The sequence below is a fragment of the candidate division WOR-3 bacterium genome, from assembly GCA_039802005.1.
Taxonomy (GTDB): domain Bacteria; phylum Hydrothermota; class Tepidihabitantia; order SM23-42; family JAOAFX01; genus JAOAFX01.
This window is the reverse complement of record JBDRVV010000018.1, coordinates 46291-60207: the sequence shown is the minus strand read 5'-3', so window position 1 is coordinate 60207 and position 13917 is coordinate 46291. Positions and strand designations below refer to the sequence as shown.

Annotated in this window: 14 protein-coding genes; 7 read left to right on the top strand and 7 right to left on the bottom strand. The window is 36.2% G+C overall.

Features of this window, described 5'->3' with window-relative positions:
• Positions 1-220: 220 nt before the first annotated feature.
• The 7 genes from dapF to ABIL69_07185 are packed head-to-tail and all read right to left on the bottom strand — an operon-like array spanning position 221 to position 6488.
• The gene (dapF, locus tag ABIL69_07215; GenBank protein MEO0123777.1) at positions 221-1021 is read right to left on the bottom strand and encodes a diaminopimelate epimerase; all 801 of its coding nucleotides are present in this window, start codon (positions 1019-1021) and stop codon (positions 221-223) included.
• Positions 1022-1033: 12 nt separating this feature from the next.
• The gene (locus ABIL69_07210; GenBank protein ID MEO0123776.1) at positions 1034-1561 is read right to left on the bottom strand and encodes a CDP-alcohol phosphatidyltransferase family protein; all 528 of its coding nucleotides are present in this window, start codon (positions 1559-1561) and stop codon (positions 1034-1036) included.
• Positions 1554-3221 carry a DNA repair protein RecN gene (gene recN, locus ABIL69_07205; protein ID MEO0123775.1) on the bottom strand — a complete coding sequence of 556 codons (1668 nt, stop codon included), beginning with the start codon at positions 3219-3221 and terminating at the stop codon, positions 1554-1556. The genes ABIL69_07210 and recN overlap by 8 nt, the downstream gene beginning before the upstream one ends.
• Positions 3214-3996: an NAD(+)/NADH kinase gene (locus tag ABIL69_07200; protein MEO0123774.1), complete on the bottom strand. Its 783-nt coding sequence runs from the start codon at positions 3994-3996 to the stop codon at positions 3214-3216. The genes recN and ABIL69_07200 overlap by 8 nt, the downstream gene beginning before the upstream one ends.
• Positions 3984-4811 (bottom strand): peptide chain release factor N(5)-glutamine methyltransferase, encoded by an 828-nt coding sequence (prmC, locus tag ABIL69_07195; protein ID MEO0123773.1) that lies wholly within the window; start codon positions 4809-4811, stop codon positions 3984-3986. The genes ABIL69_07200 and prmC overlap by 13 nt, the downstream gene beginning before the upstream one ends.
• The gene (prfA, locus tag ABIL69_07190) at positions 4783-5850 is read right to left on the bottom strand and encodes a peptide chain release factor 1 (protein ID MEO0123772.1); all 1068 of its coding nucleotides are present in this window, start codon (positions 5848-5850) and stop codon (positions 4783-4785) included. Before prfA ends, prmC begins: the two co-directional genes overlap by 29 nt.
• Positions 5851-5855: 5 nt before the next feature.
• Positions 5856-6488 (bottom strand): Crp/Fnr family transcriptional regulator, encoded by a 633-nt coding sequence (locus ABIL69_07185; protein ID MEO0123771.1) that lies wholly within the window; start codon positions 6486-6488, stop codon positions 5856-5858.
• 134 nt (positions 6489-6622) lie between these two features.
• Between ABIL69_07185 and ABIL69_07180 the strand changes: the two genes are divergently transcribed.
• From ABIL69_07180 to ABIL69_07150, 7 genes are all read left to right on the top strand, one after another.
• Entirely contained in the window at positions 6623-7522 is a 900-nt protein-coding gene (locus tag ABIL69_07180; GenBank protein MEO0123770.1) for a M23 family metallopeptidase, read from the top strand.
• Positions 7515-8417, top strand: a complete 903-nt coding sequence (nadA, locus tag ABIL69_07175) for a quinolinate synthase NadA (GenBank protein ID MEO0123769.1) — start codon at positions 7515-7517, stop codon at positions 8415-8417. The genes ABIL69_07180 and nadA overlap by 8 nt, the downstream gene beginning before the upstream one ends.
• Positions 8418-8564: 147 nt before the next feature.
• Entirely contained in the window at positions 8565-9821 is a 1257-nt protein-coding gene (gene rho / locus ABIL69_07170; GenBank protein MEO0123768.1) for a transcription termination factor Rho, read from the top strand.
• A gap of 15 nt (positions 9822-9836) precedes the next feature.
• The gene (gene rpmE / locus ABIL69_07165) at positions 9837-10067 is read left to right on the top strand and encodes a 50S ribosomal protein L31 (GenBank protein ID MEO0123767.1); all 231 of its coding nucleotides are present in this window, start codon (positions 9837-9839) and stop codon (positions 10065-10067) included.
• An 8-nt stretch (positions 10068-10075) separates the two neighbouring features.
• A protein-coding gene (prfB, locus tag ABIL69_07160; GenBank protein ID MEO0123766.1) for a peptide chain release factor 2 occupies positions 10076-11195 on the top strand; the annotation gives its coding sequence in 2 pieces (ribosomal slippage) (positions 10076-10156 and positions 10158-11195; 1119 coding nt in all).
• Between the two features lie 33 nt (positions 11196-11228).
• Positions 11229-12950 (top strand): hypothetical protein, encoded by a 1722-nt coding sequence (locus ABIL69_07155; protein MEO0123765.1) that lies wholly within the window; start codon positions 11229-11231, stop codon positions 12948-12950.
• On the top strand, positions 12940-13911 hold the full coding sequence (locus ABIL69_07150) for a DUF4388 domain-containing protein (protein MEO0123764.1): 972 nt from the start codon (positions 12940-12942) through the stop codon (positions 13909-13911). Before ABIL69_07155 ends, ABIL69_07150 begins: the two co-directional genes overlap by 11 nt.
• Positions 13912-13917 lie beyond the last annotated feature (6 nt).

Genomic DNA, 13917 nt, shown 5'->3' with positions numbered 1-13917 from the left:
GTTTTTAGAAATTTCCTTTTAAGTGTAAAAACGCCAATTTTTCACACGAAAGTGTATTTTGTAGCATTTTTAAAATTTTATAGCAAAAACTGATAGAGGGAATTGCGTCAATGAGGATGTATAAAATTCTTAAAAATCACAAGATATCACCACACTAATACACTCCATTAAAAGAAAAATACTCAAGAATATAATAACCGCATTCCCATGGAATAACTTTTTAAATATAATATGTCCCGTCGTAGATTATGTTTGCCGGACCTTCAAGATAGAGTTTGTCCTTTAATGTCACGGTCAATTCACCGCCACGGGTTATCACTTTAACCGGTGATTCTGCCATAAATAGTTTAACCGCAATGTAAGCAGACGCTACTACACCGCTGCCGCAGGAAAGGGTTTCGTCTTCAACTCCGCGCTCATAGGTACGCACAAAAATTTCGTCTTTTTTCACCCTGACAAAATCAACATTCGTGCCGTCAGGTTGAAAGTCCTTATGATTACGGATTGCCCTGCCAATATCAATGATATCTATATCATCATACGAATCAACAAAAAGAATTGTGTGAGGCACACCTAGTTTAAGATACGAGAGTTTGTATTTTTTTCTCGCAATCGTCAGATTGAAGTTTAATTTAATATCCATTGGAGGAAGAATTTCAATGCTGATTTTATCAGGTTGGTATGCAAAACCAATTGGTCCAGCAGGAGTTAAAAATTTACCTTTGTCATCAATGATACCGAGACGCTGGGCGAATTTTACTGCGCATCTTGCACCATTTAGACAGGTGTCTGCCTCACTACCATCACGATTAAAATATCGCATACTGAAAAAATAACCTTTGAAATTTTCTATGAGAATCAATCCATCACCACCGATGCCATTGTGCCGGTCCAGCATTTTGACCACTGTTTCCTTTATATTATCTTTGTTAACAACTTCACTGAATTGCTCTTCGCGATTGTCAATCACCACAAAATCATTCCCTGTCCCTTCCATTTTTGTGAAAAATATTGGCTTCATTTCTTTGCCTCCTTAATTGTTTTTACGGATAGCCAAGATAAATCTCTGGTAGTATGTTATGAATGCACCAACCATAAATGGTATAGAAATATAAAGTGCAATCATCCCGAGTTTTTGATAATTCAAGGTAAATGCAAGAATCATCAATCCAAATAGAAAACCAGTGATTTTACCAAAAAAGTTGGATTTGTATATTGTTCTTTTTTGTCTGAACAGAACATAACTACCAGCAAGGATTAATATATCCCTCACGGCAATTATAATAACTGCCCAGAGTGGAACAGAATTAATCAGTAAAAGTGTCAAAAGTATGATTGCGAGAGAGATCTTATCACATAATGGGTCAAGGACTTTACCCAGATCACTCTCCTGATGGAACTTTCTTGCAATATAGCCATCAATTACATCAGAAAAGAGTGCAACGAGCATTATTATAAATGCAATGATACGTTCTTTTTTTATAAGAAAATATATTATGAACGGAAGGAGCAAAAATCTAAAAATTGTTATGGCATTTGAAATTGTAAATTTTTTACTCACTTCTTCTCCGTTTCTGAAGGATTTCTTCTGCATGTTCTATCGTTTTTTTTGTAATTTCTTTCCCACCAAGCATACGGGCGATTTCCATTTTACGCATTTCTTCATCAAGTTTTAATACATTTACCTGGGTTGTATCTTTTTTTATTTCTTTTTTGACCAGAATATGGTTGTCAGCGAATATTGATATCTGAGGTAGGTGGGTAATACAAATCACCTGGTGGTCTTTGCTGAGATTAAAAAGAAGTTCCCCAACTGCCTCAGCAATTCTGCCGCCAATACCTGTGTCAACTTCATCAAATATTATTATCGGGATATGGTCCGCTTCGGAGAGAATGGTTTTTAGTCCTAAGGTCATCCTTGATATCTCACCACCAGAACCTACCTTGTGCAGCGGTTTCAATTCTTCACCGGGGTTGGTGGAGATATAAAATTCAACATTATCCATACCCGTTTCATCAATGGGTTTTTCTGCAAAATTGATTTGAAACTTTGCCCTTTCCATTCCCAGTCGGCTGAGGATTTTGATAATCTCTTTTTCCATGATCTTTGCTGCAGTCTTTCGCTTTTTTGATAATTCATTAGCCATAGTCTGCAAATCTTTGGAAAGCAATTGTAATTGTTGCTGGAGTTTTTCAATCGCTATATCAGCTTGTTCTAATCTTGCAATTTCTTCGCGGGCTACCTTTAAGTACTCAATTATTTCATTTATGTCCTTCCGGTATTTCTTTTTCAACCTTCCAATCAAATCAAGCCTTTCCATCACTTCTTCAAACCTTTCTCTTGAGAAGTCAATATGTTCGCGATAGTCAACTAATTGTCTGTAAACTTCTTCAATATTGCTGATGCTATTCTCAAGAATGGATTTCAAATTTTTTATCTCGGGCCTGGTATCTAAATTCCCCAATTCCTCAACAAGATTGATTACCAATGCCAGATTTTCATAAGCCGAGGATTCGGCTTCGTAGAGCCGTGGTATTATCTCATCAATTAAATTTGCCCGTTTTTCACTGGTTTGTAAAAGATTTTTCTCTTCTATTAGTGCCTCTTCTTCTTTGGGTTTCAAATTTGCCCTTTCGATTTCGTCAATATCGTATTTTAGATTTTCCAGTTTCTGCTCTTTTTCGTTTTGTAGTTTCAAAAGTTCATCAAGTTCCAATTGGCATTTTTTATGCTCATCAAAGATTTTCTGGTATTCAGCAAGACGGTTTTCGATGTGGGCAAATCGGTCTAAAAGTTTTAAGTGGTTTGATACATTGAATAGCGATTGATTTTCATATTGACCGACAAGGTCAATCAAGCTCATAGTAATCTCTTTTAACCGCGACAGACTTACAATCTGGTCATTTAGATATGCGAATTGCCTTTTTCCTCTTTCAATCCTTCTTCTAATTATTAGTTCTTCATTAGCCTCAATATTATATTTTTTTAATAGGTCAAGGACCTCAGAATTTATTTCAAAAATTCCGGTGATTTCGGCGTATTCTTTGCCAGTCCTTATTGAAACTTCATCCATTTTTTCACCGCAGAGCGCCGCAATTGCTTCAACAATCATTGATTTTCCCGCCCCTGTTTCACCGGTGATCACGGTCAATCCCGGCTCAAAGTTCAAAGCGAGTTCTTCCATCAGGGCAAAATTTTTCACCCTCAAGAATTTAAGCATTTTCTCTTCCGCCCCATTTCAATTTTTCTTTAAGGGTTTGAAAAAAGGTTGAATTGAGTGGTTTTATCAATTTTACATAATATGGTGCCTTATAAAATTTTATATTTTCACCGGTTTTTAAAATTTTACTCTTTTGCCCATCAGCGACGATTATGGCATTTCCCTTTTTCCCTATCTGAATTTCAATTTTAGAATCCGGGGTCAAAACAATGGGTCGTACCGAGAGCGTATGGGGCGCAATCGGGGTCATAATTATTGCCTCGCTACTCGGCAGCAATATCGGTCCTCCGGTAGCAAGAGAATAGGCAGTCGAACCGGTGGGTGTGGCAATTATTATCCCATCAGCGACAAATCTACAGATATATTCACCATCTATCTTCGCCGAAAATTCAACCACCCTGCCGGGTGTATTTGTGCAGATTGTTATATCGTTTAAAGCATATAAGACGGCATTTTTTAATTCAGCACATACCATCATTCTGTTTTCAATCCGAAACCGATTTTTTTTAATTTCATCAAGGATTTTTTTGAAGTGAGAAAATTTTACATCGGTGAGGAAACCCAGCCCACCTAAATTCACCCCTAAAATTGGCATATCATTATGGGCGTAATTTGCGACTGCGGAGAGCAGGGTTCCATCACCACCGAGTGCTATTACAAAATCTGGTTTATTTGATAATCTAAACCCTCTTTGTCTCAAAATTTTTGTAGCAATTTTTAAATTTTTATCGGCATCAGGTTTTTTTTTGTTTATTACTAATCTCACATACTGCATTTGCTGAATCTCCCGATAAACAGATAACGGACTCTGCCGAATAAATCTTTCAGAAATAAGTAATTTTTACCCCGCCCCTTAAGATACAAATCAAGATCTTCCATCTCATCTTCGTCAATTTCAAGGGCTATATTTATTGAATTTTTTAAATAGCGTTGACCCTGATCAATCAAATTCTTAATAAACACAGTCCCACCTTCACCACCATCTAATGCCCTTCTCGGTTCAAAGTCTCTAACGCTTTTTGGTAATGCTTTTATCCTTTCTCTTGGAATGTATGGGGGGTTACATACAATCAAATCAAAAATTCCTTTTTTGAAAGCGGTAAAAATATCAGCCCTGATTAATTTAATGCGCTTATCTAAATTATATTTCAAAATATTTTCCTGTGCATTCTGTAATGCCAATTCACAGACATCGGTGGCAATTATTTCTGCATCCTTAAAAAAATCGGCAAGGGCGATAGAGATTGCACCGCATCCGGTCCCAATTTCACATATTCTTTGGGGCTTAAATTTAATTAATTTACAGATTTGTTCTACAAAATATTCGGTTTCTAACCTTGGTATGAAGACGCCAGGATATAATATAAGATTATATTTTAAGAATTGCACCTGTTTTGTGATATACTCGACCGGCACGCCATTTTTTATCAAAGTAAATTTTATCCTCAGGCTTTTATCAATCATTGGATCGTAATTATTATTGAGATAAATTTCAAAGCGTGGTCTTTTCAGCAGGGTTGAGGCAAGCAGCTCGGTTTCTTCAATGCTGAGATCGAAGTCTTTACTTAATTTCCTTATTATTTCTTTCATATTTCTTTAGGGCATCTATTAACTCATCAAGTTCACCATCGAGGATATTTTGAAGATTGTATAAATTCAAACCAATGCGGTGGTCGGTTACACGGTTCTGGGGGAAATTATATGTCCTTATTTTTTCACTGCGTTCTCCGGTACCGATCTGGCGCCGACGCTGATTTTCAATCTCACGGAATTTTTTTTCTGACTCTATCGCATGAAGCCTTGCTCTGAGAATCTTCATTGCTTTCTCTCGGTTTTGATGCTGGGAACGTTCGTCCTGGCAGGCAACGGTGATTCCTGTGGGAATATGTGTAATCCTGACAGCCGATGAAACTTTATTAACATTCTGCCCGCCGTGTCCACCTGCCCGGAATGTATCAATCTTTAAATCATCGGGCGAGATCTCTATCTGCGATTCTTCTATCTCGGGAAGGACTGCAACCGTAATTGTTGAAGTGTGAATCCTGCCGCTTGCTTCAGTTACTGGAACCCGCTGAACCCGGTGCACGCCACTTTCAAATCTAAATGTTCCGTAGGCATTTTCACCTGAAACAAGGAAGATGATTTCCTTAAATCCACCAAGGTCACTGGGATGGGATGAAAGGACTTCATATTTCATCTTTTTTTTCTCAATGTATTTTGTGTACATTCTGAAGACATCGGCAGCAAAAAGGGTTGCCTCATTGCCTCCCGCACCAGCACGAATCTCAATTATACAATTTTTCTGATATTCTTCATAAAATGGATTTAAGAAGTTATCTATATCCTGTTCAATATTCTCTAATTTATTTTTTAGATTTAAGATTTCCATTTCCGCCAGTTCGCGTAGTTCAGGATTATCACTCTTTAATATACTTTCAATCTCTTCTATTTCCTTTGCAATTTTTTCGTATTCTTCATATTTCTGAAGCAATTGTTGGACTTTTTTATACTGTTTGGAGATGTTTGCATATTCCTTTGGATTTTTTAATACTTCGCCTGAACTGAGTAAATCCTGCAGTTTTTTTAATTCTGCCTCTTTCTCTTTGCGATCGGTTAAACTAAGCGCCATTTTAATTATGCTTTTTCAAACTTCTCCTTGAGTGCGATATAACGAAGATAATCATCAAGGTCTTCAACTGCCCTTATAACCAAACTATTATTCTTCAATGATACAAGATTGACCTGACAGAGTTTATCAACATAATCTTTTACTTTGCTTAATTCAATCCCCGTAGTAAGTGCCATACTCTCAAATGAGAATGGAGTAATTTCAATACCTTCGGATGTGCTCTTTCCAAGTTCCTTTGCCTTGGTGATTATGTAAGCAACGACTCTTCTTTCTTCACTCTTTATTGTCAAAAGTTTAATCTGTTCATCGGCGTTGCGTAGACGTTTGGTTAGGGTTTCCAAAATATATTCAATCAGTGGATTCTCACGAATTTTTGACCGGAATGTCTCTTTATCAATAACAAGAAGAGATGTTTTTGAAATAGCAATTGCCGTTGCGGAACGAGGTGAGCCATCTATTATCGCCATCTCACCAAAAAAATCTCCTTCTTTTAGTACCGCAAGCACGCGTTCATCCGGACCTTTGCCTTTCGTAATTTTTATCTGTCCTTCTTTAATTAAATACATCACATCCCCTTTGTCCCCTTCGTTGAATAAAATCTCGCCGGGATTCAAGGTCTTTTCCATTCCTTCAACCATTTATACCTCCTTTTTGTGAAAGTTTCTGGACTTCAATATACCCTGAACTGACATATACCATGATATTATATCAGAGTTATTGACAAAGTCAATGCCTAAATTGTCCTTGACTTTGTTAAAATTAGGGCTATAATATGACAAGAGGATTCCCCATGGAGATTATTGTAGTCAATGAACGGAAGAATAAAACCTTTAATTTTCTTATTAACTGGAGCATTGTCAGCCTTATAATTCTTTTTATTATTGCAATTATGGTGCTATTTATATATGGGATTGTCAACTTTGCCCGAAGCAGGGTTGATTATAAAAGATTACATCTGTTGACAAAAGAAAATGCTATTATTCAGAAAGACATTGAACATATGGAATCAGAAATTAAATCATTAAATATTATGCTTGATAGTCTGGCAAAGAGAGATACGGTTCTCAAATACTTTTCTGGATTAATGCCTATTGAGAAGTTTATAAACGAATTAATGATAGAGAAAGTAACGGAAGAAAGAAAAACAGGTAAAAATTTATCAGAAACACTTGATAAATTACTAATCAGGGTAGAACAAAATTATTCAGATAATAAGGCAATAGTGGATTATTTAAATAAAAAGGAAAGATTAAAAGATTTGATTCCATCAATCCCTCCGGTAAATGGCTGGTTTATGCGAGGGTTTGGTTATGCCCATGACCCATTTACAGGCACGATGCGGATGCACGAGGGGATAGATATTGCTGCGCCGGTTGGCACTCCCATCATTGCCACTGCGGATGGGGTTGTAAGAAAAATTAATAATAAACGAGATTTTGGTGTCGTCATAGAAATAAGCCACAGTGAAGGGTTTGAGACAATCTATGCCCATTGTCAGAACCCAGCGGTGAGACAGGGACAATCAATAAAAAGAGGAGATATTATTGCTTATGTTGGAACGAGTGGAAAAACCACGGGTCCACACCTCCACTATGAAATAAGGATTGATGGAGTTCCAGTCAATCCCATTGATTATATAATGATCTCTAAAGGGATTGTGGCAGATGAATGATATAATAAAAAAGATTGAAGAATTAAAGAAGAAAAGAAATGCGGTGATTCTGGTACATAATTATCAGTTACCTGAAATTCAGGATATTGGTGATTATTTGGGTGATTCTCTGGAATTGGCTAAAATTTCTCAAAATGTTTCAGCCGAAGTGATTGTCTTCTGTGGTGTTCATTTTATGGCTGAAACTGCGAAGATATTCAATCCTGAAAAGATTGTTTTGATGCCGGACTTGCATGCCGGATGTCCAATGGCTAATATGATCGATCCTATAAAGTTGAATATGGAAAAAGAAAAATATCCCGAGGCCGGGGTTATTACTTATATCAATTCAACCGCTGAAGTTAAGGCACTTTCAGATATCTGTTGCACATCAGCAAACGGTGTTAAGATTGCAAAGGCATTAGATAAGAAAGAGATTTTATTCGTTCCTGATAAATATCTGGGCAGTTATGTTGCACGCAATGTCCCAGAAAAAAAATTTTATCTTTACAATGGATATTGTCCTACTCATATGCTGTTCACCAAGGAGGGGATATTAAGACTGAAAGAGGAATATCCAGAGGCAAAGGTCCTTGTTCATCCCGAATGCAGAATTGAAGTTCAGGAGATTGCGGATGCTATCTGTTCTACATCTCAGATGATAGCCTATGCAAAAAATAGTCCATATAGGCAGTTTATAATATGTACTGAAATAGGATTATTGCATAGGTTGAAAAAAGAAAATCCGAATAAAGACTTCATTCCTGGAAATCCTAATGCGATGTGCCCGAATATGAAATTGACAACCCTGGAGAAAGTCCTTTGGACTTTAGAAGATTTGAAATATGAAATCACGGTTGATGAAGCGATAAGGTTAAGAGCGATTAATGCAATTGAAAGAATGGTAAAGATTTAAATAGCCCCTTGACACAAACGAAATACTGGATATAATATATTAAAATTACGAAATAAGTAAATTATGGTTCTGTCATAACCTTGAAGGCTGATTCTCATAGCAGAATTGAATAAAAAGCAATAATTTTGCAAAGGAGGCTTTTAATTTATGGAGATAACCGAACTTAAAAAGAAAAAAGTTGCTGAACTGCATCAGATTGCGAAGGAACTTGGATTGAGTAATTATACGGATCTGAAGAAACAGGATTTAATACATGCCATTATTGAAGCAGAGACAAAAAGGACTGAGCTCGTGCCGGTAGAAGGTGTGCTTCAGATTCATCCTGAAGGATACGGTTTTCTGCGTTCACCGAATTTTAATTACCTTCAAAGTCCTGATGATATATATCTTTCCATTTCGCAAATTAGAAAATTCAATCTGAAGGTTGGTGATAGCATAAGAGGGCTTGCCCGACCACCAAGAGAAGGCGAACGATACTTTGCAATGATAAAGATTGAATATGTCAATGATATACCACTCGCTGAGTTTACGGAGAGAATCTTATTTGATAATCTTACCCCGTTATATCCAAATGAAAGAATCCATCTTGAGATTGAAGAAAAAAATGACCTTTCATTGCGCATAATAGACCTTTTCACACCTATCGGTAAAGGACAAAGAGGATTGATTGTATCGCCACCAAGGGCGGGGAAGACTATAATTCTTCAGAAAATTGCGAATGCGATTACTGTGAACCATCCTGAGATAAAATTAATTGTTTTACTTATTGATGAACGTCCTGAGGAGGTAACAGATTTTGAAAGGTCGGTTCAAGCCGAGGTCATTTCATCCACATTTGATGAAACCCCTGAACGTCATACAGAGGTTGCGGAAATAATTCTGGAAAGGGCAAAACGACTTGTGGAGTCAAAAAAGGATGTGGTGATACTATTGGACAGTCTCACCCGTCTCGCACGGGCATATAATGCAATAGTACCACATTCGGGAAAGACTCTTTCCGGTGGTCTTGATTCTACTGCTTTACAAAAACCCAAGAAATTCTTTGGTTCAGCAAGGAAGATTGAGGAGGGCGGGAGTCTGACCATTATTGCTACTGCTTTAATTGATACAGGAAGCAGAATGGATGAGGTTATATTTGAAGAATTTAAAGGTACGGGCAATTTAGAAATGGTGCTTGACCGCCGTCTCTCAGACCGTAGAATCTTCCCAGCACTTGACCTTTACAAATCAGGGACGAGAAAAGAAGAATTACTTCTTACCGAATTTGAAATAAATCGTCTCTGGATACTAAGAAAACTTCTGTCCGAGATGAATACCATTGAACAAATGGAATTCATTGTCGACCGTATGCAAAGGACAAAAAATAATAAAGAATTCTTAGAATCTATGAGTGATGCAACATAAAAGGAGGTTTGAAAAATGAAGAAGGGAATCCATCCTAAATATATTCCGTGTGTGATAACCTGCGCCTGTGGTAATCGGGTAGAGACATATTCTACAAAGGAAAAGATTTCGGTAGATATATGTTCTCGGTGCCACCCATTTTTCACGGGTAAACAAAAGATCGTTGATTCAGCAGGTAGAGTTGAGAAATTTGTTAAGAAATATCAGCAGAGAACAAAACCTTCATCAAAAAAGAAGACGGAGTAATTTGAAATATGAAGAAATCAGAGCAGATAGTTTCTGTTACTATAAATGAAGTAAAGGAGTTGAAAAAAAAGTACAATAACCTCAAGGAGTATCTTTGACCCGGTAAAACTTTCTACCCAGTTAAAAAAACTCCAGGAACAAGCCGGTCAGCCAGATTTCTGGAATGATAAAGAACAAGCCCAGAAAGTGATGGCTGAGATAGACCAGAAACAGCATTATCTGAATATGCTAACGGAAATAGACAATGGAATTAATTTTTTAAGTGAACTTTTTGAACTCAGTGATATCGATGAAGAAACACTCAAAGGAGCGGAACAGGAACTAAAAAGTATAAATCAAAAGATTAAAGATTTAGAAATGCAATTACTGCTTGGTAAGGAGGATGATAATAAGAACTGTCTTCTCACAATTCACCCCGGGGCAGGCGGCACAGAATCATGTGATTGGGCAGAGATGCTGCTCAGAATGTATACCCGATATATTCAATCAAAAAAATTCTCTTATCGGATAATAGACTTATTACCCGGTGATATAGCCGGAATCAAAGATGCGACCATCGAGGTAAAAGGAAATTTTGCATATGGATTATTAAAGGCAGAAACGGGGATTCACCGGTTGGTGCGCATCTCACCATTTGATGCCAATCAAAAAAGGCATACTTCTTTTGCTTCAGTCTTTGTTTATCCTGAAGTTGAAGAGGTAAATTTTGAAATAAAGGAAGATGATTTGAAGATTGAGACATTCAGGGCAGGAGGGCATGGTGGTCAGAATGTTAACAAGGTTTCTTCAGCAGTAAGGATGACCCACATACCGACTGGAATAACCGTTCAATGCCAGAATGAGCGCTCACAATATTTGAATAAGGCGACTGCCCTTAAGATTTTGAAATCGCGACTATACGATTATTATAAGAGATTGGAGGAGGAAAAATTGAATAAGCTTGAGGCACAGAAAACAGAAATTGCCTGGGGTCATCAGATACGTTCCTATGTTTTCCATCCTTATAAACTCGTCAAAGACCACCGAACAGGTTATGAAACAACGCAGATAGAGAAAGTAATGGATGGGGAGATTGATGATTTTATATATGCTTATTTAAGTATGCTGGCGAAGAGGTCATCGCAGTAGTTGACAGTTGAGATAATTCTTATATAATCTAATATGGTATTTCTTCTTTCCTTCCTTTTAGGTTTCAATAACGAATTCCAGAATTTTATAAACTCGCCAAGAAGTGAATCAATATTTGTTGCCCTTATGCAGGACAAAACAAAAATTATTGATTATAAAGATGACCCAGTCATACTCTGGTTCTGGCGTAGCAGAACAAATGATACAAAAGTTGATTCATTTTTAAAGAAAATTTCTATCCCAAGAAATTTTTATCTCTCCGGAGTATTGAGGTGGGAGGCAAAGGAGTCTAAAGATTTAAAAGAGCAATACAATAAATTAAAACTGGCAATACATTTTGATTCTTTATCAATAGAAAATTTTCTGTCCCTCATTTCTTTGGGAATATCTAATCGTAAAATGGATTTTGTAAAACATGCCTTTTCGCTGCCTGTGTTTTCAGATTTTCGAAATCAAATAATTCTTTTGGGGAACTTTTTTATACTTTTTATTCTAACCTTATTTTTTACTACGATTTTGTTTATACTTACAAAATTGATTTACTATCTACCAGTCTTGAGTCATAGGTTTGACCCTATGAAACACAATATTTTCAAGGGTATAATCGGATTTGCCCTGCTTTTGATTCCTGTGCTCATATTGAGGAATTTTTATCTTTCGCTAATAGTTTACAGTGTTATTTTGACATTTATATTCAACAGTCGTGAAAAAAATTGGTTAAGGATAAATCTAATTTTAATAATCATATCTTCTATCGCAATTTCAATGTTTAATTTTGTTCCCTTCCTTAAAGGAAATGATAAAGTTTATCATATGTATCAAATGGTTGCCCTGGATAGTGATATAAGGATAAATCCAGAGACAAGAATAGAAAAAGAGGTACTTGCTTATGCATTAAAGAAACAGGGTGCCTATGATGAGGCGATGGCATTGTATGAAGATCTTTATTACAATCAGAACATTCGAAGTGTGGATATAATGAATAATCTCGCAAACCTCTATACAATCTACGATGAAGATGAACGGGCAGAGGAATTGTATCGCAAGGCAACTTATAGTGAGCGTGGTGAACCATATTTCAATCTTGCCTTACTGAAACTCAAAAAGATTGAATATCTTGCCGCCGGTGAGATTATGGAAGAGGCAAGAAAGAGGGGATTTGTAAGTGTAAGCAAAGAGCCCGTTGATATTGCCCCGAATTTGAAAAATTTTTATAACCTTTTGATAACTAAAAATTTAAATAATGGAGGTTTTGTTAAAGTCAAATATCTTATAATCATACTGGCTGTCTTCTTTATCACATTTATTCCTTTTAAACTTCCTCCGCCCTATTATTGCTCAATATGTGGAAGGGCTGTTTGTAAAGTATGTACTGAAGAAACCGGGGATGAATTTTACTGCCGTGCATGCCTGAATAAATTGAATGCGACTAAAAATGAAGAAATAGAAGGAGAATTAAAGTATGCCCTTGGTAGGACAAAAAGATTGAGTAAAAATATTTTCACAATTGTTTTAAATATTATTTTACCCGGCGCCGGGTTGATTTATAAAAATAAAAACTTTTGGGGTTTACTTATTTCTTTTTTTGCGATTATGGTTTATACACCCATTTTATTAAAATCTTATTTTATCAAACCTTCTGGTTGGGTATCCTTCCCATTAAGTCCAATATTCTTAGTTATTGCGCTTATTGTTCTAATCTTATGTTATCTGATTTCTTTTTTAATACTAATTGGAGGTTCTGATGCCGATTGAAGGTGATTTAAAAAGCATAAATTTTGCAAGCATTCTACAGTTGATAGCGCAGGAAAAGCTCACCGGTGTATTAAAGATAAAAAAGAAAAATGAAGTTGTTGATATTGGATTTATTGAAGGACAGATAACAGGTGCGTTCTTTGAAAAAGGAGAAAAGACCGAGAGGCTTGAAAACTATCTTGTGCGTTCAGGTTTCATCAAAAAGAACCTCTATGAAATGATAAAGGAAATTCATGAGGAAACAAAAAGGCCGATAATGAATATTATTATAGATGATAAATACCTTACAATGGAAGAAATTGAACGAATCATTAGATTTAAAATTCAGGAAGTGATCGACGAGGTCTTCACCTGGCAGGAAGGAGAATTTAAATTTGAACAGGGCGCGGTCATTTATCCAAAAAGTCTGATTAAAATCAGGCTAAATACAGAAAATATTGTTCTTGAGTCCGCACGTCGTTTTGATGAATGGCCCAGAATTGTGAGTCAAATTACTTCTCCAGATCTTGTCTTTAAAAAAATAGAAAAACCGGAACTTAAGTTAAAACTTCCCGAGGATGAATTAAGAGTACTATCCTTGATTGATGGGCACCGTAGTGTAAATGATCTTATTGATATATCAGGATTGGGAAAATTCCATACCTATTCCTGTTTATATCATCTATTGACAACCGGGCAGGTAGAACTTTCCTATGCCAAGCCGACACCTAAAGTAGTAAAACAAAAAAAGGAAATATCATTAAAATTCCTTTCTGCCCCTGCTACAATCATTCTGTTTCTTATTGTCATTTTTTTAGAAATACTTATAGGCAATTTGCTCTCAAACCGATTTAAATATTCTTTTTCATTATTTAATAGGTCATATATAGAGTCAGATTACTATGATTATAAGAAAATATTCTTTTATAAACATCATCGAATTCCAGCAAACGCAGAGGTAAAGGCAATCTTTGAAAAATAGGTAGGA